The organism is Kitasatospora sp. NPDC098652 (genome assembly GCF_044760155.1).
GTDB lineage: Bacteria > Actinomycetota > Actinomycetes > Streptomycetales > Streptomycetaceae > Kitasatospora.
In genome coordinates this window covers 12,650-34,080 of sequence record NZ_JBIWAQ010000005.1, presented here as the reverse complement: position 1 = coordinate 34,080, position 21,431 = coordinate 12,650, and the positions used below count along the sequence as shown (strand labels likewise).

Here is a 21,431-nt window from a genome sequence, read left to right as displayed (position 1 = left end):
CGTCTCTTGTGGACAGCGGTCGCTGTCCGAATGCCGGTACTGGTCGAGCGGTTCCCCGGCAGGGCTGAATGTTTCCGAGCGCTAAGCGCCCATTACACACCGCTACGAGCCTGACGTGCAGGTGTTCGGCACAACTACGCGCCGAACGCCCCCGCGGGCTGCCGCCGTAGCCGGACCGACGGAAGAGGAGATCGCCATGCAGCGAGTCAGCACGACCGTGGAGCACAGCAGCATCACCATCGAGACCGGGCGTCCGCTCCCCACCGACCTCGTCCTGCTGGAACGCAAGGGACTCGGCCACCCCGACACCCTCGCCGACCACCTGGCTGAGGAGCTCTCCCGCGCGTACAGCCGCTACACGCTCGACCGCTTCGGCGCCGTGCTCCACCACAACTTCGACAAGCTCGCCCTGCTCGGCGGCTCCTGCGAGGTCCGCTACGGCGCCGGCCGGATGACGGCCCCGGTGAAGGTTCTGGTCAACGGCCGGGCCGCGTACGCCTGCGGCGGCGAAGACATCCCGGTGCGGGAGCTGGTCGAGCAGGCCGTCCTGGCCTTCTTCCACGACCGGCTGCCCGAGCTCGCCGGTCACCTCGACCTGGTCTTCAACATCACCAGCAACCCCAGCCCCGGCGCGGTGGTCACCGACGAGAGCGGCACCGACCGGTCGCGCTGGTTCGCGCCCCGCTCGGTGGACGACCTGCGCGAGCGCCACACCCTCATCGCCAACGACACCTCGCTCGGCACCGGCTGGGCCCCGATGGCCCCGTTCGAGCAGTTCGCCCACGCGCTCGTCAACCACCTCTCCGGCGTCAGCGACTTCACCCTGGCGAATCCCTGGTGCGGCTCCGACGTGAAGCTGATGGGGCACTTCGACGGCGCCAAGGCCGAGGCCATCCTGTGCGTCCCGCAGAAGTCCGAGCACGTGCCCGACCGGGCCTCGTACCTCGCCAACAAGGAGGAGGTCCTGGCCGAGTGCGCCCGGTTCGCCGAGCAGCACCTCCCCGGCGTGGAGGTCACCTTCCTCCTCAACGCCCGTGACGTCCCCGAGAAGGACGAGCTCTACCTGACCTACACCGGCAGCTCCATCGAGTCGGGCGACGAGGGCGTCGTCGGCCGCGGCAACCGGGTCAACGGCCTCATCACCCCGCTCCGCCCGATGAACCTGGAAGGGGCCAGCGGTAAGAACCCCGTTTACCACGTCGGGAAGCTCTACAACCTCGCGGCCACCCGCCTCGCCCAACGCCTGTACGACGAGACCGGCAGCTATGCCGAGGTGCACCTGGTCAGCGCGACCGGCCACCGGCTCGACCAGCCCTGGAAGGTCCTGGTCCGGCTCGCGGCCGAGGACCCGGAGATCGAGAAGGTACAAGCCCAGGTCGCCCTGGCCCTCGGGGGCTTCCCGGAGCTCACCGCCGAGCTGGTCCACCACGGCGTCCGGCTCAGCTGATGCACGCCGGATCGCCCACGCTCCTCCCCCCGCGCAGCGCCTGGCAGCGGCTCCGGGAGCACTACGGTCCGGAGGTGCACGGGTGGCTGGCCCGCGCCCCCGAGCTCCTCAACGAAGCCGCACGCCGCTGGCAGTTGACCCCCGACGGCTACCACGACGCCGGCCACGCCTCCCTGTTGATGGTGGCGCGTGAGCGAACCAGCGGGCGCAAGGTCCTGTTGAAGGCATGGCCCGACCACAGCCGCTACCGCAACGAGATGATCGTGCTCGGCATCTGGGCGGCCGGGCCGGCTGTCAGGGTGCTCGAGCACGCGGACGACCTCGGCGTCGCCGTCCTGGAGATGGTGGCAGCCGTACCCGGCGGTTCCGTCAGACCGGAGACGCACGAGTACGAGGCGGTGGCCGCCGCTCTGCGGCAACTGCATCGCCTCGGCCGGGTCGCGAACACCGCAGCCGCAGCACTTCCGAGCCTCCACGACTTCCTCGAATGCGAGTTGGTCCCGCGAGTGCACCGACGCCTGGAGGTGCAGCGCCCCCAGCTGGAGGTCGACTGGGCAAGGCTCGGTGAGCGCTTGGTCACCGGACTGCACCCGGACGCGGCACGGGCATCAGTCCTTCACGCGGACGTCTACCGCGAGAACGTCCTCTTCGACGACCGCCGGAAGCCGGTCCTGGCTGACCCCCTGCCGATGGTCGGCGACGAGGTCTTCGACTGGGCCTTCTGGACCGTCTACTACAACCTGGGCACACACACCCGGGACCGCTTCGAGATCGCCGTCACCACCGCCGGCCTCGATCCGCGGCGGCTACGCCACTGGAGCCTCGCACTCTGCGTGGACGGTCTCCTCTACTACCGCGAGGTGGGAGACCACCGCGCCTCCGTGATGGAGCGGGTGATCGCGGGGCTGGCCGGCGACCTCGATCTCACTGCGGTGCCGGAGAAGGCCGGCCAGACGTGACCACCTACCTCCTGCGCCATTCCAGTACCCACTACAGCGCGGCTCACCGGGTCAACGGCGACCCGACTGTCGATCTTCCGCTGGATCCGGCAGGACGCGTCGCCTGCCGGACCGGTAGCGGCGTGATCACTGCCGTTCAACCGAAGATCTGGCTCACCTCGGCGTTCGCCCGGACGGGTGAGACGGCACGCCTGCTGATGGGCGATGCCGATCAGCCCGTCAGGGTCGAGCCGGCCCTCAATGAAGTCGACTACGGGCAGTTCGAAGGCGGGCCCTTCACGGAGTACGCGCGCTGGCTAGTCGCCGCCGGACCATGGGAGAACCCGCCCGGGGCCGCCGAGTCGCAGCGCGAGGCCATGCGCAGAATGCTTGCCGGCCTCCGGAGCGCACTCCAGCTGCCCTCGCCTCGGACGGTCGTCGCGCACGGCCTGCTGGCCTCCGTGCTGCGGTGGCACAGACAGACCTCGCGCGACGCCCCCGGGCGGGCCATGCCGATCTTCTTCGACGAGGTGCCCTGCCTGTACCTGGTCAGGTTCGAGGACCGCGAACTCGAAGACCTCACCGCGTCCCTGCTCGAACTCCTGGACGCGGAGAAACAGGAGACCGCCGCAGCGGGCGGATGGTCATCGCGGCCAGAAGACCGGCGCACGCTTGCTACCTTCGATGGACCATCTGTCCAGCTGGAGGAGACGAACTCCCATGCATGATCCCCGCGCCCTCATCGAGATGGGCTCCGAGGCGGTCCGCCGCCTCGCCCGCCGCGGCTACACCCTGGATCTCTTTGCGTTGGAGTCTCTTCAGTCCAGCCGATCCCAGCTCATCACTCGCGTGGACGAGCTGCGGGCCGAGTCGAAGCGAGTCGCCCAGGAGGTCCAGCAGGCGGCCCGCCAGGGCGGCGACACCGAGACGCTGAAGGACCGGGCCCGCGACCTAAAGGAAGAGATCCGGTCGGCCGAGGCGGAGCAGGAGCAGGTGCAGCAGGAGTTGCGCGACTTCCTGCTGACCATTCCCAACCTGCCGCTCGACAGCACCCCCGAGGGCGACTCGGACGAGCACGCCGTCGAGATCCGTCGCTTCGGCGCGCCGCCGTCCTTCTCGTTCGAACCGAAGGACCATGTGGACCTCGGCGAGGCCCTCGGCATCCTCGACTTCGCCCGTGCCAGCAAGCTCTCCGGCTCCCGGTTCAGCGTCTCGCGCGGTGCCGGCGCCGCCATCGAGCGCGCCCTGGCGACGCTCTTCCTGGATCTGCACACCAAGCAGCACGGCTACGTCGAACACGCGGTCCCGTACCTCGTCACCCGGCAGACCATGACCGGCACTGGCCAGCTCCCGAAGTTCGAGGAGGACCTCTTCGCCACCGGCATGGGCGAGCGCGAGCTATTCCTGATCCCGACCGCCGAGGTCCCGCTCACCAACCTCTACGCGGACGAGATCATCCCGCCCGCCGAACTCCCCCTGGCCCTCACCGCGCACACCCCGTGCTTCCGCTCTGAGGCCGGCTCCTACGGCCGGGATACCCGCGGCATCCTGCGGCAGCACCAGTTCTCCAAGGTCGAGATGGTCCGCATCTGCGACCCCGCGGACTCCCAGGCCGAGCTGGAGAAGATGCTCAGCCACGCCGAAGCCTGCCTCAAGGAGCTGGGACTGGCCTACCGGGTCGTCCAGCTCGCCGCCGGCGACCTCGGCTTCTCCGCCCAGATCACCTACGACATCGAGGTCTGGCTGCCCAGCCAGCAGACCTACCGTGAGATCTCCTCCGTCTCGGACTGCGGCTCCTTCCAGGCCCGCCGCGCGGGCATCCGCACCCGTGACGAGCACGGTAAGACCAAGCCCGTCGCCACCCTCAACGGCTCCGGACTGCCCATCGGCCGCACCCTGGCCGCCCTTCTCGAACAGTGCCAGCAGCAGGACGGCTCCATCGTCCTGCCCGAGGCCCTGGTGCCCTACCTCGGATTCCGCCGGATCTCGGCGGACGGAACAACGGAGGCATAAGTGTTAGTCGGCATCTGCGACTTCCCCAGCAGCTACACCTTCCCGCCCGTCGGCTACGGCGGGATCGAACGCTGGCTCTGGGCAGTGGCGGAAGGCGCCCGAGCCGCAGGCGCCGACGTACACCTCCTCGGCCCCGGCTGGAGGACCGACCTCGGATCGGACTGGACCACTCGTCCGATCCGTCTCGAAGACCTCCAGCCGGGTACCCGGCAGACTCGGGACCTGCGTTCCACCGGCTACGACCTGCTCGTGGTCGGACACGAGTACCCGTCGCTCCCCGGGTGGCGTCGGGTCTGGGCTGATCTCGACTGCGACGTCGCGACCTTCCAGCACTCGCCGGTCTTCCGGCACGGCGCCGACGCCTTCGACGCGAAGCGCTCCCGGCTCTACTGCTACTCGCCCGAGATGGCGGGGCTGTACGCCGCCCACGCACCGGTGCTGGAGCACGCGGTCCACCTCGGGCTCGGTGAAGCCGAACCTCCCGCCCGACCCGGCCGCGACCTCGTCTGGCTCGGCCGGATCGACGAGGAGAAGTCGCCGCACCTTGCTGTGCGCGCGGCCCAACTGCTCGGCCGGCGGATACACATCGTCGGACCGGTCTTCGACGACGACTACGTGCGACGTCACCAGGCACTGTTCGCGGCTGATCACGTCAGCTGGGTCGGCGAAGTCGGAGGGGCCGCCAAGACGGCCGCCTTCTCCGACGCCTCGGTCTACGTCTACACCTGCTCACGAAGCTACGTGGAGGCCGGCGCCGCTGTTTTCGGGGAGTCCCTGCGTGCTGGCACGCCCGTCGCCGCGCTCTGCTGGCGAGACGGCACCTGCGCAGAGGCGGCTCTGTGCGAGACCACCGGAGCCGTTGCCAGAGTCGATCCTGAGCACGACGACGAGGACGCGGCCCTGGCGCTTGCCACTGCGATCGAGCAGTGCCTGGAACTGGACGCGCCGACCGTGCAGGACATCGGCCTGAAGCGGTTCGACCCCGAGCGGCACTTCCGCGCCATGGCGACCAGGCCGTGCTGACCGCGGACCCACCGTCGAGGCCGCTCGATCTCCTGAGCGACCGCCTCGGGCTCGGCACGCAGTGGGAGATCGAGCACGACGCCAACGGCCGCTTCGAGATCCGCCACCGCGACCGGGGGACGCCGTACCGGCCAACCAGTCGACCGCTCCAGTGGGCCGGTCTGCTGAAGCAGTTGGAGAGCGGCTTCCGTGCGGCGGGCGTCACCCGCGCGAGACCGCTGCCCATGCGGTGGGGCCGGGACACCGAGTTGACGATCTCTGCCGTCCAGGCAGTCGACCCCCTCCTCAAGGACGGCAAGCCGTACGTCTTCCGCCGGGGCTACCTGCCCCAGCCGGTCGTCCGGCTGACCGGCGAGCGGGACCACGTCGGCGCACTGAGGGAGGGATTCCTCACCTCGTTCGTCAACGTCTCGCGCATCGAACCCGTCACTCAGACAGCCGAGTTCACCGAGATCTTCGACCACTGGCTCACACTGCTGTCCGGCATCGGCCTCCACGCCAGACACCTCACCATCCATGGCCGCAACGCCGTCTGGCAACGCCGCGAAGTCTGCGGCCTCACGGTGCACTTCCGGCACCTCGACCTTCCCATCGGTGACATCGTCCTGCTCTGGAACGCTGCAGATCCCAGCTGCATGGCGGTGGACCTGGGCTCCGGCCTTGAGCGCCTGGCCTGGGCCCGTACCCGTCGCCCCTGGTGGGAGCTGGCCTTCGGCCGCTTCGCGACATCCGGTGTGGCTGCCGACGTGCTCGACGCCATCCGAACAGCGACGCTGCTGGTCGGTAACGGAATCGCCCCTGCGGCACGAGGGGCCGGCGGTGTACTCCGCCGCATCCTTTCTGCCGTCCCCGCCGACGCCGCACCTCTCGGAGTCAGCGCCCTGGTCCGGGCGAGCCACGGATTCTGGAGCCTCACCTCACCGATGGCCCTGCCGTGGCCCGAGGTCGCCTTCGTCATCGAGCGCGAGATCCACCGCCGCGACGCCACCTCTGCCAACCCACTCCCCCAACCTTGGTCGAGCTGGAGCAGCCGAACGTGAGACCCCGACGTGACCGGAACCCGCCCGCCGAGTTCCGACTCCGTTTCGCCTGGACGACCGGGTTCTGCTTCAAGTGCGAAGAGGTCACGCAGGTCGCCGAGTTGGGCACACTCACCGTCGAAGGCGAGACCGTCACACTCGCCGCCTGCCACCTGTGCGCCTGGCGGCTGGAACGGCAGCACCACCACGCCCGCCAGGCCCGCCTCCGCGCCCAGCTCGCTGGTGCGTGGGCTGACGCTACGAGACGGGCAGCAGCCTGCATGTGAGGAGAGGGCATGCGGCCGAGGACCAACAGCGCACCTCGCCAGGGCTGCCCTCAGCAGCCCAGTACCGGACGGTGTCGGCTCTGAGAGGAAGATCAACTAGTAGGGGAGTCTGGCCTCTGACGGCATACGGCGCTCCCTGTCCTAGGGGACAGATATCGTTGATGGGTCGTGCCCGAGTAGGGATTGCGATGCCTTGTGTTAGGTCCCCTAGCAGGACACGCGCGGCGTATACCTGCCGGGTGTGCCCGAGACTGGATGACCAACACGAACACCACGACCTTCGGGTCGCCGCCCCGTGACGGGCAAGGACACCCCCGACTGATGGCAGTGACCCAGCAGGAGATCGAGAACCGGCTGTGGGACGCCGCCGACGAGCTGCGCGTGGCGATGCCCGAAGCGCAGTACTCGTCGGTCGTCTTCCCGCTGATGTTCTGGAAGTACCTGTCGGACACCTGGGAGTACCGCCGTCACGAGTTCCAGGCCGAGAACCAGGGCCTGGACTACTCCGCCGAAGAAGCCCACGAGATCGAGTACCGCGATTACCAGTCGTTCGACATCCCCTTCATCCACCCTGGCACGGTCCAGGAGCGTAGGGCCTCTTGGGCGTCCATCCTCGCCACCGTGACCCGGCCGGGCCTCGGCCAGCGGGTCCGCGCCTCCCTGCAGGCCATCGAAACGGCCAACCCTGACAAGTTCTCCCGCATCTTCGGGGCCATGACCTGGACCTCCGATGAGGTACTGCCGGGGGACGTCCTGGCGGCGGTCATGCAGGCGATGGACCGAGTCCCGAAGATGCACGAGGGCAACATGTCCTACGACGTGCTTGGTGGGGCGTACGAGTATCTGCTGAAGCGGTTTTCCGACGGGTCCGGTACCCGCGCCGGCCAGTTCTTCACGCCGCGCGAGGTCGTCGAGCTGCTCGTCGAGATCTTGGACCCCCAGAACCGCGAATCGGTTTACGACCCGACGTGCGGGTCGGGTGGCATGCTCATCGCCTCGGCGAACCTCCTGAAGGCCCGCGACAAGCTCGGTTACACGCTCAAGCTACACGGACAGGAAGCCGTGCCAGACACCGCTGGTGTGGCACGCATGAACCTCTTCATGCACAACCTCGCCGACTTCAAGGTCGAAGTCGGCGACACTCTGAAGGACCCGCGCTTCAAGAAGCAGGATGGGTCGGTCGAGCAGTTCGATGTGATCCTCGCCAACCCGCCCTATGGCATGAAGTGGAAGCCCTGGACCAAGGATCCGCGTGCCATTGGCGGGGTCGCCCCGCAGTCGACGGCGGACTGGGCGTTCGTGCAGCACATGATTGCCAGCATGGGCCCGAAGGAGGGGCGCGCTGGCGTCGTGTTGCCCCATGGCGTCCTCTTCCGCGGCGGCCAAGAAGCAGCCATTCGCCAGCGTGTCCTGGACGATGATCTGCTCGAAGCGGTCATTGGTCTGCCCGCCAACCTCTTCTACAACACCAGCATCCCCACAGCGATCCTGGTGTTCCGTGCATCTGGCACTAAGGACCCGGAGCAGCAGGGCGGCGTGGTGTTCGTCGATGCCTCCAGGCGGTTCAGCAAGGCCAAGAATCGCAACATCCTCACGGACGCCGACATTGCCGCCGTCGTGGGCGCCTACCGCGCGAAATTCGACGCCGACGGTAACCCGGTGGACCTCGACGGAGTGGTCGGACTCGCTGCGCGATTCGTCCCCTTCACGGAGATCGTGGCGAACGGGTACGACCTCAACATCGGCCGCTACATCAAGCAGGCCGCCGCTGAGCAGGAAGACCTTGGCACCCTCATTGACGCCTACAACATCGCCCGAGCAGAACGCCAGAAGGCCGAGAAGCGCATGCTCGCTGCCCTCTCCGCCGCAGGGATCGAGGGTTTCGATGAGTGACTGGCAGCAGGTCACCCTCGGTGACCAACTAGCTCGTGTACGCCGCAAGGTGGCCGTGGAGGATGGCGTCACCTATCCGGCGGTCAGTGTCCAGATGTATGGACGCGGCCTCGGTGAGAAGGAGCCATTCGTCGGCGGTGTCTCGAAGTACACAACGCTCAACGCGGTGCGGGAGAACGACGTCGTGCTCCGCACGATCACGGCGTTCGAGGCCCCTGCAGGCGTCGCGCGGGCGGAACATGACGGCACCCACGTCTCCGGCGTGTTCATCACCTATGAGGTTGACCAGAAAGCTCTTCCGGAATTCCTGGCGCTGTACTTTCAAACGCCAGCGTTTTGGCACGAGATGCAGAACCGGGCCTCGGGAACGGTCTTGCGCCGTAAGACCATCTCCGACGCCTCATTTCGTGCCATCCCGTTCGCGTTGCCTCCTCTGCCGACTCAGGAGCGGATCGTCGAGGTGATTGGCGCGGTCGACGACCAGATCACCGCACTCGACGTCGAGGCCGGGGCCCTGGCAGCAGTTCTGCGTCGCCGACGAGCCGACCTCATCACCGACGATTCGGTTGATGCCGTCAGGGCCGAACAAGCCTTTGACTTCTCCACCGGTGTACGCCGGACACCTGACAGGGCGGCTGGCCCGTACATGACGCCCTATCTCCGTTCCGCGAATGTTGGCTACGGGAAGCTCGACCTGTCTGATGTGCTCGAGATGAACTTCGACCCAGCGGAGCGTCAGAAGTTCGGCCTCCAGTACGGCGACGTCGTGGTGTCCGAGGGCAGTGCAAGCGCGAATGCGGTTGGGATGCCAGCCATGTGGCGGGACGAGTTGCCAGCACCCGTTTGCACCCAGATGACCCTGATCCGCCTGCGGGCGCTTGAAGGGGTCTGCATCCCTGAATTCGTCTTCCACTGGAGTATGTGGGCCTACGAGTCCAGGGCCTTCCTCGACGTCGCCGGCGGCACCAATATCAAGCACATCAGCGCCAAGCGGGCGAAGGGCATGGCCGTACACCTGCCCTCGCTCGACCGCCAACGCGAGATGGCGGCGGAGCTTGACGCGATGGAGTCCGCATTGGAGACGACCCGGGCGGAGGCCGCCCGTCTCCGTGAAGTCCGGGCGGGGCTGCTGTCTGGGCTGCTGGATCGCACTACCGAAATCGTGTCCGCCTAGTTGGAGGTCTGAGCCGTGGCGAAGGGCGTACAAGAGCGCGAGTTCCAGAATCTGATGATTCGTTGGTCCCTCCCGATGGGCTGGGCCTTCACCGCAGGCAGGGCGCTGCCGCGCGAGACGACGCAGACGGTGATCGCAGGCCAGCTGCGGGACGCCATCGTCCGACTCAATCCTGGGATGATCGACGGGTTCGACGTGGACGCGGTGGTCGAGGAGATCGTCGCCACGGTCAACGCTGTCGAGGGCGGGCTGGTGCGGGCCAACGAGCAGGTACTGCGCCTGCTGCGCGGGCACAAGGAGTTCCGGGACGCCGACGGCGTGTGGCACGCCCTGAAGGTCGTCGACTTCGAGCACCCGACCGCCAACACGCTCGTCGTGTCCGACGAGGTGACCATAACTGTCCCCGGCAAGACCTCCCGTCGGTTCGACCTCGTGTACTGGGTCAACGGTCTCCCTCTGGTAGTGGTTGAGGTGAAGTCACCGACCGCGAAGTCCGGATGGGTCGATGCCGCCAACGAGATCAACAACGTCTACGTCACCGAGTACCCCTGGTTCTTTACGCCTAACGTGTTCGCCGTCGCCTCCGACGGACTGAAGTTGAGGTTCGGTGCCGCTGGCGCGCCCACGAACCTGTGGCAGCCGTTCCGGTCCACCACTGACGACGAGAACCTTTCCGGGCAGGCGGACGTAAAGCGCTCCGTCGAGCTGCTGATGAACCCGGCCACGGTCCTGGACATGCTTGCCAACTTCGTCCTCTTCGACACTGCAGGGGGCGGGGCTGACATCAAGTACTTGCCCCGCTACCCGCAGATGGAAGCCGCCCACCTAATCCACAAACGGGTCCTGGCGGGTGGGTCGAAGGGACTGGTCTGGCACCATCAGGGGTCGGGGAAGACCCTGCTGATGGTCTTCGCCGCCTCGTTGCTGCTGGCTGACACCCGCACCGATTCACCCACGATCATCCTGCTCTCGGACCGGACCCACCTCGTGCGGCACACCGCCGGAGTGTTCACCTCCGCCATGGGGGACGCGTACTTCCACCAGCCCAAGACCAGCCAGAAGCTGCGCTCCCTGCTCGCCGGCGACGTGCGCGGTGTCATCTCCACGACCGTCCACAAGTTCGCCGACGCCGGCGAGAACCTGTCGACCAGGGCCAACATCATCGTGCTGGTCGACGAGGCACACCGCACCCAGTCCGACAAGAAGAAATCCCTGGCCGGGCAGATGCGCGCAGCGCTGCCGAACGCGAAGTTCTTCGGCATGACCGGCACCCCCGTACGGAACCTCGCCACCGACACCTTCGCCCTCTTCGGCGAGGAGGCCGACCCGGGCAGGGTGCTGCACCGTTACTCGGTGTCCCGGTCTCTGCTGGACGAGGCGACCGTGCCGGTCGTGCTGGACCCGCGCCCGGTCGTCTTCGAGATGAACGACCAGGAGTTGCAGGCCGAGTTCGACCAGTTCGCCGACGACTTCGACCTCGATGACCCTGACCGCGAGACGCTGTCCCGCAAGTTCGGCCGTCTCACCTCGGTCTTCGCCAACCCCGACCGCATCCACGCGGTCTGCCAGGACATCGTGGACCACTACCTGGCCGGCGCCTACCGCAACGGCCTCAAGGCCCAGGTCGTCGCCTTCAACCGCGAGCTGGCCGTGGCATACATGCAGAAGATCAACGAGCTGCTGGCCGGCTTCGAGGCGTCACAGGTGCTCGCCAGAGTCGGGAAGCACACTCGGATCACCGCTGAGGTGAACATCTCCGTCTCGGATGCCAAGGACGAAGTCGCCGCCATGAAGCCGTTCCAGCTCTCGGAGGCCGAGGAGGAAGAGCAGAAGCGGCGGTTCCTCTCCCCGGACGACCCGCTGTGCTTCCTCGTGGTGACCGCGAAGCTGATGACGGGGTTCGACGCCCCGAACGAGGGCGTCCTCTACCTGGACAAGCCCTTGAAGGCCCACAGTCTGTTCCAGACCATCACCCGTCCGAACCGCACCTGGGTGTCCCCGACGGGCTTCGTGAAGACCCGCGGCGTGGTCGTGGACTACATCGGCCTGGCCGAAGAGGTCCAGCGGGCCGTCGTCGACCCCACCTCGAAGGGAGCCGGCAGGGGCGGCGGGTTCATCACTGACTTGTCCGCGTTGGTCGCCGAGTTCCGCACCACCTTCGCCCGCATCGAAGACCTCCTCGCGGACGTGGACGGCCTCGACCTCACAGTCCACGGTTACGAGTCCGTACGGGCCATCAACGGCTTCCTGGACGCCAACCCTGGCGCAGCCGAGGTGTTCACGAAGGACTACCGACTCCTGGCCCGCCTGTACCCGCTCATCAACACCGACAAGCGGGTCGCCAAGTACCAGGACGGCTTCGGACTGTTCGGATCCGTGTATACGACCCTGTTCAAGAAGTCCTCTGATGAGGAGAGGAAGGAACGGCTGGGCGAGCTCGGGCCGATGGTCCTGGAGATCATTAACGCCCACGTCCACTCTTTCTCGGTGGCCGCCTCCCAGGAGGAAGCCCTTGTCCTGGACGCCCAGGGCATTGTCATCCTGAAGGAGCTGCTGGCCCTGGTCCGCCCCAAAACCGACAAGGGTGACGGTGAGGACAAGAAGCCGCCGTCTGCGGCGGAGATCCTGGATCACATCAAGGCCGCCCTCGACAAGGGCGTCGAACCGGGGTCCGCGAAGTACACCGCCCTCGCGGAGCGGATAAGGCTGCTGCGCGACCGGATCATCCAGAACGCTCAGGACGCCCTGGACTTCCTGGCCGAAGCACTTCGAGTCGCCCGCGCCGTCGTGGATGCCGAGAAGCACCCCAACACGGCCGTCGTCGTGCTGGACGACGACCGCGTGGGTGTCCTGTCGCGGATCATCCGCGACCACGCGCCGACTGGAATCACAGTCACCGAGCGGAACCTGGCCGAGGAGATCGACCAGGTGGTCACCCGAACCCTCGCCCAGTCATGGGACAACGCCGATGCCCGAAACCGAGGCGCCCGCCGCGCCACCGCAGCGGTCTTCCGCCGGTACATGCTGAAGCCGGTGGGGGAGCCGTATGACTCCACTGTCGCCTACATCGAAGCCCACTACCTGGTTGACTGACGAACCCTTAGAGGCGGCCCAGCAACCTGTGGTGATTGCTGGGCTTGTTCTCCTGCTTATTCGAGCATGAGCAATCCACTGGACCGCACTTGCTGGCGACGAGGGATTCCGGTCCTATGCCAGGCGCAGGGCGGAGGCTGGTGTCTGTTACGCGAAGACTGGGGTGATCGTGACAGTTCAGGCTCTACCCGTTGTGCGATGTGCTGGGAGCTCGCAGGCGGCATCGGCGAGGGGCAGCCACTTCTCAGCGATGCTCTGGGAGCGTAGGGGCACCACGCCCCCCGGCGACGCCGGGATTCGAGGCGATCATGTGGATGGTCGCTCCGCCCCTGTGTATCGCCCTGCGGCCGAAGGACCGACACTATGCGGGAGAGTCTGAATAGTCGTCAGCAAGCTTACTTGCTCGCTTGCTTCCACGAGGATCAGGAGGCGGAACGCCGGGCGAAGTCGGCCCGAGCGGCGTTTCGAGACCCTGGTGCGGCGGCGGAGTGGCGAAGGTTGCCCTTCTCGATGCGGTCCGAGCTGCCGTTCGCCGAGTACACCGCGATCCAGGATCGACTTCGCGCGGACGGGCATCTCGATGCGGGGGCAGGGGCCACCCTGCATGCGCTTGCCCGCAGAGGGCTTCTGAAGATCAGCGAGGACCGCGTCGACGTCCCCCAAGTCGGTCTCGCCTCCCGCGTCCTGGTGGAACTGACACGCTCCGGTCGTGCCTGCGCGCGCGCCGCACTGGGCATCCCCACCGTCCCACGCCGACCGGCGTACCTGTTGTCGGAGTGGCTTTGGCGCAATCTCGTCCGGGTCGCCGAAGCTGGGGCCGAGGGGCTGTCCGAGGACGCGATGGGAGGCAAGTCAAGGTTCTACTTGGGCACTGGCTACCGCCCCAACGGCCGGCCGAGCCGGGGATACATCGACTGCCACCCCGTCCGGGTGGAGAAGGGCCGTGGGACGTTCGTCCTTGAGTACAGGTGGCGGCTTACCGAGGCCGGGAAGCGGCACGTCAACGCGCACCGATCCGATTATCAAACCCGTTACCCGGATGTCCAGTTGAGAGCCCCGGATCCGCTCTGATCGCGTGATTCCCGTGTCGCTGTCGGACCTCAGGTCTATGGTGCTTTGCGTGAAGTTCACCTCCGCAGCGGAGCCGGTGAGTCACGACGTGATCCGGCAGATGGTGATGCGTGCCGCGACAGTGGCGGCCAAGGCGCTCACGGACACCGAGCAGTCGGCCGAGGGGCGGCTGCGCACTCTCATGGACAGCCACGGCGAAGTCCTCGCTGCTCGGGGACCCGGCCATCCCCTCACGTTCGAGTCCTTCATGACGATGCTCGCCGACGACCTCGCCGGGCTCTTACCCGATGGCGTGTCACCGGAGGAGATGGCCGGTGTGCACCTCATCAATGACGACGGGCTCTTCGAAGAGGACTTGTTCGACCTAGACCAGGAACAGCGGGAGGTTGCCAAGGCCGTACAGAAGGCCACCCAGGGCGGCAGGTCCACCTCGCTCGCGGAGATCGAGCAGGAGATGGACCAGGTCACCGTCAACTCGGGCTTGAGGAAGCGCGGCACGCAGGAGGCGTACGCGAAGGGCAGGGCGGACCTTTCCCGGATGCCAGCCGGAACCGAGGCGGCGGTTCGGCGGCTGAACCTGCCCAGTGTGGTCGGCCAGTACTACCGGCCTGTCAGCTTCGCCGCGCTGTATGAGCAATGGTGGTTCGCTTGCCCCGTGTGCCGCTGGCCGATGAAGGTAACCCGGCACCGTTCCCGGAAGTCAGCCAGCGGGAGGGTCCAGTGTTTCTATCGGCCGCACGCTGAGCTGATGGGTGCCTCCTACACATTCAAGATCCCCGCTGCTGGTAAGCCGCCGACCCTGATCCCCGGCTCTCCGCCGCCAGCGTTCACCGGGGCGGCTTCTGTCCTGGCTCCTGACCTGCGCGGTCCGGTGCCGAAGCCGATGCCGAGCGCCGGGTACGTGGCGCTGGCCCGCGGGCCCTGGCGGTATACGACGATTCCCGGCCTCCTCGAGATCGCCCTGTACGACGCGCTCATCGCGCGTGGGTTCGCTGCCGCCCCGGAGTCCCACATGAGCCGGGCTGCCCTCGGTGCCGATGACAACTGCCCTGGCAGTGTCACGCTTTGGCCCTTCCTGGACACCTATGACCTGCACGTGGACGTCTGGCTCCCTGATGGACGGACGCAGTCTTTCCAGCTCGACGTCAAGGACTTCACCTCGGAGATGCTGCTGGCGAAGAAGATCCAGGCCGACGGCGGCGACGTCGGAGGAGCGGAGTGGATCGTCGTCCCCGATCACCGGGAGGCGTCGCTTCCACTGTTGCGCGGGGTATGCGAGGAGTTCTCCCTGAAGGTGGCCACCGCGGGAGAGGTTGGCCAAGCGATCTGCAGGACGGCGGGTATCCGATGGGCGTGACAGGCAAGCTCCGCAAGGACGACGCAGCGGTCTACTGTGCTCTGGCCCTCGCCGCCCACTACTTCCCCGGCCCACTCGACGAGCACGGGCAGCCCGCAGCGACGTTCCGACACGCCGCCTTCCTGTTGTCCGGCCAGTACGACAAGTGGGACGGCTGGGCCCGCCTTCCTCACGCGGACAAGCAGCGCCTCGCCGACGTCCTCGTCAACGCACCGGGAGAACTTGCCGGTGCACCTGCCTTCGGGAAAGCCGCGCGCCGGATCCTGGCAGCGACGGCCGCCGGGCAGGCACCCCAGTTCGTCCTCGTCGGTGAACCCCACACTGCGGTGGCCGCCTCACCGAGGATCGGGGACGACTTCCTGGGCTACGTGGACCGCACCATGAAACGGGTCCACAAGGACCACCCGCGTCCCAAGCCGCCACAACCGGCAGCCGCCGGACAGTGGCTCACCCGCACGCTCTACGCTGGCGGCATCGGCGAGATCCAGGGCCGGGCAGCCATCCCCGTACTCGCCGGCGGCACCGAGGCCGACCCGTGCCAGACTCCACCCCAGGTGCACACCGCCGCCCACGTTCCGAACATCGAGATCCCCACCAGCGGCCTCTTGGATCTCGCCCGACAGCTGGACCTGCGGCTCAAGCCGGACGGTCGGCACCTGCACCAGGTCCTCAAAGCGCTTTTCGGCCAGCTCAACAGCACGGACATGCTCTCCCCGAAGGAGGCGATCCGCCTGTGCGCCGGCGCCACCGAGGTCTTCAACGCCCCCACGGGTACCGGCAAGAGCGTCCTCGTCCGCGTCATGGCTTCATGGTTCGCCATCAACGGGCTGGCCCTCGCGATCGTCCTCCCCACCGTCGAGGCCACGCTCTCGGCAGCGTGGGAGATCAGCCAGGACCTCGCCTACCTCGGCCGCGAAGAGACGTGCACCCCGCTGATGTCCCCCTACGGGCTGCACGATCGGGCCATGAAGATCGTCTCCCGCATCGACGGATCGATCGCCGAACAGTCGGCCAAGGTCCTGTGGAAGATCGGTCAACTCTCCTACGGCTGCTCGCTGAGCCGTTTCACCGAGGCCACGCACCCCTACCCGGCGGGCTCGGAATCCTGCATGAGTCTCTACCCGCTCCCGCCGTCCAAGGGCACCCGGCGCTGCCCGTTCGTGCCCGTCTGCGGGAAGTACCAGCAGCACTACAACGCCTGCACTGCCTCGGTGGTGGTGACCAACCACCACAACTTCATGATGGGTCGGATGCCCATCGGCGTCACCCTCGACGACCGGCCCGTCGCCGGTCTGACCGTGGCTGAGTTCCTCTTCCGCCGCTGCCATGCCACCCTCGTCGACGAGATCGACCAATTCCAGTCCACGGCCATCGGGAAGTGCTCCAGCGAACTGGTCCTGGACTCCCGCCTCGACAAGAAGCTCCCGCTCCAACAGCTCCACGACGAACTTCGCAAGCAACCGCCGGCCACGGTCAAGGAACTCGTCCCACCAGTCACCTACGCCCGCTACCTCACCGAGTTCCTGCTGGCCGCGGTCTGCGAAGGCCAACTCCACCTGCGGCACTACGAAGGGGACGGCGGCCCCGTCGGCGACCGCGCAGGCATGAACAGCACCGGCTGGCACATCTCCGGGGGCCGAGACCGCCGCCTGATCCACCTGCTGTTCCCCGAGGCAGGCATCACCATCGAACACGAGATCCCCCAGGAGCTGTTCGACAAGCTCAACGCACTCAGGCCGCCGAAACCCGGCCAGGACCCGCTCACCGACCCGCTCGCCGCAGTGGAGCTGGAGGGCCACTACGTCGAAGCGCGTGCCATCCTCGGCGAGCTCCTCGGCCACCGCGGCGCCGACCTACTTACCCACGCCCAGCACCGCCTCAACGACCTCCTCAAAGACGTCGTCAAGGACGAGCACGACCGCGCCGAGGCCGTCGAACTGCTCATCGTCCGCACATGGCTGTCGGAGCTGGACGACACCCTCAACGACCTCACGGGAAAGACAGCCCAACTCCGTGCGAGCGGCCTGGCCTCGGCCCGCGCCCTCGCCGAACGCCTCGAGCGCGGAATCGGAGCCAACATCCTCCCTTTCGGCATGCTCGGCCGCGCCCTCTTCGGCTACCGCGTCACCGGCCTGGACGACCCGGCCAAGACCGGCGAGCTGACCTCGCAGAGCATCACCGGGGACCCGCACACCTACACCGCCCAGCTCGGCAGCATCGTGGCCCTCGCCCTCGCTGGCACCGAACGGCCCGTCATGGGCCTCTCCGCAACCGCGTACTTCCCGCAGGCCGTCCGCGAGCACATCCACAGCACCGTGAAGTGGTGGATGACCGATGCCGCACCCGACAGCATCCGCGCGAAGAAGCACACCATCACCGACGCCCTCAACGATCCCATCCAGATCTCCGGGCTCCCCCAGCACCTCAAAGCCGGTGCCCTCAAGGAGCTCGGCGAGCGCCTGTATGACACCCGGATCCACCCCGAACTGCAGCGGTTGGAGAAGCAGGACAAGGACCGCGCACACGCCGCCGTCGTGGTCAACTCCTACCTGCACTGCCGCTACATCGCGCTGGGCATCTACAACTCCGGCAACTACACCGGTGGTCTGTGCGTGGCCGTCCCGCCGGACAAGGAACGCCGCAGCGACCTGCCGCCGCTACCGGGCGGCATCATCGAACTGACACCTGAGGAGTTCGAGACCTTCCCGACCAAGGGAAAGATCCTCGTCGTCCCCATGGCCCGCATCGCCCGCGGCCTGAACATCGTCATCGGCACCAAGTCGGCGATCACCCCCGTCTACCTGTGCACCCGCCCGCTCGCGCTGTTGAGCGACCCTCCGGAGATGTACGCATCGGTCAACGCCGCCGGCCTCAACAGCCTGCCCAAGGAACCCAGCGACGACCCCGTCGCCGCGCTGACGGCCGCGCGGACCGAGGCGTGGCGGCGGCTGAGCCTGATCATGCGCTCCGCCCCCGGCTTCGGGTCGACGCACAAGGTCCTGCAGGAGGAGATCGTCGCGGGCATGGTCGTCGACATGATCCAGCTCGCCGGACGCGCGCGGCGCGGCGGCACGGACATGACCCTGCACCTCGTCGACTACGCCTTCCACCGGGACTCCTGGCAGGCCGACCTCGCGACGATCCTCACGCGGATGCACACCAACTGGGACGAGGACGAACGTCGCCGCATGGACGACATCTACCGCGAAGCCCTCGCCGCCTTCCTCGCATACGCCGGCATCGAACCGGCTGCATGACCCTCGAAGGAGAACCCGCCCGCATGTCCGCCCGCCCGCCCAAGCAAATCCAGCGACTCGACCTCCTCGCCGGCCGGGTCACCCGCGACCTCCTCGGGGACGCCTCCGTCCACATCCGCGACTGCGGCCCGGCCGGCGTCAACATGTGGAGGATCTTCGAGAACGCCTACCGCCGGCGAGCGGGACGCGAGGAGGTCCAGGCCCCGCACTCCATCGTCACGACGGCCCTGCGCGCCCTCACCGGCGGATACGTCTGGCTGGACGCCAAGAAGGCAGTCCTGGCCAGCCGTGACCCAATCGACGACGACACGGTCCGAGACGTCTTCACCCTGCTGCACGGACTGGCCATGGGCGAGGACATCGACGACATCGACCTGAACCAGCCCGTCGGCATCGCGGAGAAGTTCGCCTCCACCCACCAAGAGCAGCGCGCGCTCGCCGACTACCTGCTCCGCTCACCCAGCGAGCAGCCCGACGCCCCCAACTGGGTCTACCAGACCGTCGCCTGGGACCTCGCCCGCAGGATCGCCGCCCAACCCTGGTCCATCGACGGCCGGTCGGTCCGGCTCCGGCCCGACACCGCTGGCGGCCTCGTCGCGTGGGACGACCCCTGGCCCGACGAGAACGAGAACCGCTTCCGGCTCCCGCGGATCCGACTGCAGATGAAGACCGAACCCAACGTGCGCGACCCGCTGATCCTCGTCTCCGCCTCGGCCACGCGGATCAACCGCTCCATGGACTTCACCCGCACCGTCCTGGCCGAGCAGGACCACCCGGGCCGGCCGCTCGTGGAAGTCGAACTCGACGGCCGGGGACGCCTGCGCAACGTCAACCGACTCGCCCTGCAAGCCCTCTCCCGGCTCGGCATGGGCCGGTCAGTCCTCCATGAGGTCGACCGGCAGATCCAGGCCGACCGATCGGCCCGCCAGCAAGCCCGGGAGAACGGCCAGGAGGCTCCGGCCCCGCAGCAACTGGGAACTGTCCGGCCCATCATGGCCAAGGCCTTCTACTTCCCCGTCGGGTCCGGCGTGGGCATGGACTACTACCGAGGGTTCCACGAGCACCTCCAGTCCACACTCGGGGACGAGTGGCAGCCCTTCCACGGCTTCTACGAGGGCGGCAACTTCAAGCAGGCCCAGAAGGCCGACGTCCTCATGGACCCGCTGGACATCACCCGCTCCCTGGACGCCATGGGCCTGGAGCACCTGCGCATCGTGTGCCTGTGGGCCACACACGAAGTCCGCCAGCGGATGATCAACGCACTCGCCCTCGCCTACGGCCAAGACCCCGCCGACCTCAATCCCGCCGAAGGCAAGAGCGCGACGCTGCATGGCACGCGGGTCAGCGCCGTCTTCCACCACGTCCCCGAGTTCCTCCAGCACGGACCCGCAGCCGGCCGATCCGCGCACACGGCCGACCTGCTCTCCCTGAAGGCGGTGTCGGGCGAGATCGTCGGCGTGTGGGCGGAGACCGAGTACGGCGACGGGAAGAAGAACTCCCTGCCGAGGCCGAAGGACAGCGAAGACGCTAAGCACCAGACCCACCGCATCCTCGCCAAGATGGACCTGGTCGTTCAGTACATCGACAGCGCGACCCAGACCGGCATCGACAAGTCCACCGGCATGGACCACCAGAGCCTGTCCTGCCTCATGGACCTCTACCGCAACCTCGGCTTCATCGACCGACGCGTCTCCGACGTCCTGACCAAGCCCATCGGAGAACTCCCAGCCGACGGCGTCGCCCACTGCGGCATCCACGTCCGCAGGCAATCGCGGCGCCCGGGAGAACGGGACGCCAGGATCGTCGTCTCGGCCACCGTCCTCAAGCCCCCCGTCGTCAAGGACGGCGCGTGGACGCTCCACGGCTGGTCCTACACCGACCGGATCTGGAAGCCCTACCACCTCGCCGAAGCCGCCTTCCACGCCTCCGACTACCCGGCCGGGAAGATGACGGAGTTCGTCGACAACAGTGCCGGCTACTCCAGCACCGCCAAGGTCATCGACCAGGCCCTGGAAGACCTCTCCGACTACCTCGGCGGCACCCCGTACACCGTCACGGTGGACGGGGTCGCCTGCCGCCGACTCTGGAAGGGACTGCACAACAGGGCCCAGGGACAGCCCCCCGAGGCCAACACCACTTGGCTACCCGGTTCCACCATCGCCCCTCGCTTCCGGCCCCTCGCAGTGATCCGCCTGAACACCACCGACGACGAAGTCCCCCGCCCGGTACAGGTCACGATCACCGACCAGGACGACACAACGATCAAGACCAAGGAACGCACCACCCAGGTCTTCCGGATCGACCCCGACCTCGGAACCAACGGCGCCTGGCTCCTCGTCAACACCACCCACCAGTTCGACGGCAACGGCGCCGGCCGACAAGGATCGAAGAAGACCCGCTGGACCGCCCTGCCGTGGAACAAGGGCAAGAACGAGATCAAGGCCAACTACTACGCCATGACCGCCACCGAGATCTTCCCGATCGCCACCAACCCGGACCACCGGCGTGAACTGACGATGGTGACGGCCAGGCTCTGCCACCAGGCACTCGCGTGGAAGCACCGCACTCGCTACCCGATCGCGCTCCATGCGGCGCTCCAAATGGACCAAGACCACCCGCAGTACCGGCGCACCGTCCCGCAAGACCTCGACAGTGATGAGCCCGACGAGGACCAGTAGCAGATGGCCCCGCCTGCTTGCGTTCCACCAGGCGCAGCACGGCGGGGCACTGCACGCGTGGGCACTCACCGACCGTGGCTTTCCTGCCCCAACGGGCCTTGGCTGGCCAAGACATCTTGGCCTGTCCCGAATACTGCTGACGCCCGATCGGGTGACGCGTGGGAGGACCCAACGCAGCGGG

The 21,431-nt window shown here is 67.4% G+C and carries 13 protein-coding genes; all 13 read left to right on the top strand.

Going from position 1 to position 21,431, the window contains the following annotated elements; translation table 11 throughout:
- Positions 1–196 precede the first annotated feature (196 nt).
- The 13 genes from ACIQWA_RS13150 (at position 197) to ACIQWA_RS13090 (ending at position 21,250) form a co-directional block, all read left to right on the top strand.
- Positions 197–1,447, top strand: coding sequence for a methionine adenosyltransferase (locus tag ACIQWA_RS13150; protein ID WP_402481669.1), 1,251 nt, complete (start codon positions 197–199; stop codon positions 1,445–1,447).
- Positions 1,447–2,406: an aminoglycoside phosphotransferase family protein gene (locus tag ACIQWA_RS13145; RefSeq protein ID WP_402481667.1), complete on the top strand. Its 960-nt coding sequence runs from the start codon at positions 1,447–1,449 to the stop codon at positions 2,404–2,406. The genes ACIQWA_RS13150 and ACIQWA_RS13145 overlap by 1 nt, the downstream gene beginning before the upstream one ends.
- Positions 2,403–3,113 carry a histidine phosphatase family protein gene (locus ACIQWA_RS13140; RefSeq protein ID WP_402481665.1) on the top strand — a complete coding sequence of 237 codons (711 nt, stop codon included), beginning with the start codon at positions 2,403–2,405 and terminating at the stop codon, positions 3,111–3,113. Before ACIQWA_RS13145 ends, ACIQWA_RS13140 begins: the two co-directional genes overlap by 4 nt.
- Entirely contained in the window at positions 3,106–4,398 is a 1,293-nt protein-coding gene (gene serS / locus ACIQWA_RS13135) for a serine--tRNA ligase (protein ID WP_402481662.1), read from the top strand. Before ACIQWA_RS13140 ends, serS begins: the two co-directional genes overlap by 8 nt.
- The gene (locus ACIQWA_RS13130; RefSeq protein ID WP_402481660.1) at positions 4,399–5,421 is read left to right on the top strand and encodes a glycosyltransferase; all 1,023 of its coding nucleotides are present in this window, start codon (positions 4,399–4,401) and stop codon (positions 5,419–5,421) included.
- A complete protein-coding gene (locus tag ACIQWA_RS13125) occupies positions 5,415–6,461 on the top strand; it encodes a hypothetical protein (RefSeq protein WP_402481657.1) in 1,047 nt (348 codons plus the stop codon). The genes ACIQWA_RS13130 and ACIQWA_RS13125 overlap by 7 nt, the downstream gene beginning before the upstream one ends.
- A gap of 587 nt (positions 6,462–7,048) precedes the next feature.
- Positions 7,049–8,620 (top strand): N-6 DNA methylase, encoded by a 1,572-nt coding sequence (locus tag ACIQWA_RS13120; protein ID WP_402481655.1) that lies wholly within the window; start codon positions 7,049–7,051, stop codon positions 8,618–8,620.
- The gene (locus tag ACIQWA_RS13115) at positions 8,613–9,794 is read left to right on the top strand and encodes a restriction endonuclease subunit S (RefSeq protein WP_402481653.1); all 1,182 of its coding nucleotides are present in this window, start codon (positions 8,613–8,615) and stop codon (positions 9,792–9,794) included. The genes ACIQWA_RS13120 and ACIQWA_RS13115 overlap by 8 nt, the downstream gene beginning before the upstream one ends.
- Before the next feature lie 54 nt (positions 9,795–9,848).
- Positions 9,849–12,887 carry a type I restriction endonuclease subunit R gene (locus tag ACIQWA_RS13110; RefSeq protein WP_402481651.1) on the top strand — a complete coding sequence of 1,013 codons (3,039 nt, stop codon included), beginning with the start codon at positions 9,849–9,851 and terminating at the stop codon, positions 12,885–12,887.
- A gap of 510 nt (positions 12,888–13,397) precedes the next feature.
- Positions 13,398–13,958: a hypothetical protein gene (locus tag ACIQWA_RS13105; RefSeq protein ID WP_402481649.1), complete on the top strand. Its 561-nt coding sequence runs from the start codon at positions 13,398–13,400 to the stop codon at positions 13,956–13,958.
- A 49-nt stretch (positions 13,959–14,007) separates the two neighbouring features.
- Positions 14,008–15,315 carry a hypothetical protein gene (locus tag ACIQWA_RS13100; RefSeq protein WP_402481647.1) on the top strand — a complete coding sequence of 436 codons (1,308 nt, stop codon included), beginning with the start codon at positions 14,008–14,010 and terminating at the stop codon, positions 15,313–15,315.
- Positions 15,306–18,572: a hypothetical protein gene (locus tag ACIQWA_RS13095; protein WP_402481645.1), complete on the top strand. Its 3,267-nt coding sequence runs from the start codon at positions 15,306–15,308 to the stop codon at positions 18,570–18,572. The genes ACIQWA_RS13100 and ACIQWA_RS13095 overlap by 10 nt, the downstream gene beginning before the upstream one ends.
- Before the next feature lie 23 nt (positions 18,573–18,595).
- Positions 18,596–21,250 carry an RNaseH domain-containing protein gene (locus ACIQWA_RS13090; protein WP_402481642.1) on the top strand — a complete coding sequence of 885 codons (2,655 nt, stop codon included), beginning with the start codon at positions 18,596–18,598 and terminating at the stop codon, positions 21,248–21,250.
- Positions 21,251–21,431 lie beyond the last annotated feature (181 nt).

Coding starts and splice junctions, on each gene's coding strand:
- ACIQWA_RS13150 (WP_402481669.1), top strand. CDS start 197: ATGCAGCGAGTCAGCACGACCGTGGAGCACAGCAGCATCACCATCGAG.
- ACIQWA_RS13145 (WP_402481667.1), top strand. CDS start 1,447: ATGCACGCCGGATCGCCCACGCTCCTCCCCCCGCGCAGCGCCTGGCAG.
- serS (WP_402481662.1), top strand. CDS start 3,106: ATGCATGATCCCCGCGCCCTCATCGAGATGGGCTCCGAGGCGGTCCGC.
- ACIQWA_RS13120 (WP_402481655.1), top strand. CDS start 7,049: ATGGCAGTGACCCAGCAGGAGATCGAGAACCGGCTGTGGGACGCCGCC.
- ACIQWA_RS13115 (WP_402481653.1), top strand. CDS start 8,613: ATGAGTGACTGGCAGCAGGTCACCCTCGGTGACCAACTAGCTCGTGTA.
- ACIQWA_RS13110 (WP_402481651.1), top strand. CDS start 9,849: ATGATTCGTTGGTCCCTCCCGATGGGCTGGGCCTTCACCGCAGGCAGG.
- ACIQWA_RS13105 (WP_402481649.1), top strand. CDS start 13,398: ATGCGGTCCGAGCTGCCGTTCGCCGAGTACACCGCGATCCAGGATCGA.
- ACIQWA_RS13095 (WP_402481645.1), top strand. CDS start 15,306: ATGGGCGTGACAGGCAAGCTCCGCAAGGACGACGCAGCGGTCTACTGT.
- ACIQWA_RS13090 (WP_402481642.1), top strand. CDS start 18,596: ATGTCCGCCCGCCCGCCCAAGCAAATCCAGCGACTCGACCTCCTCGCC.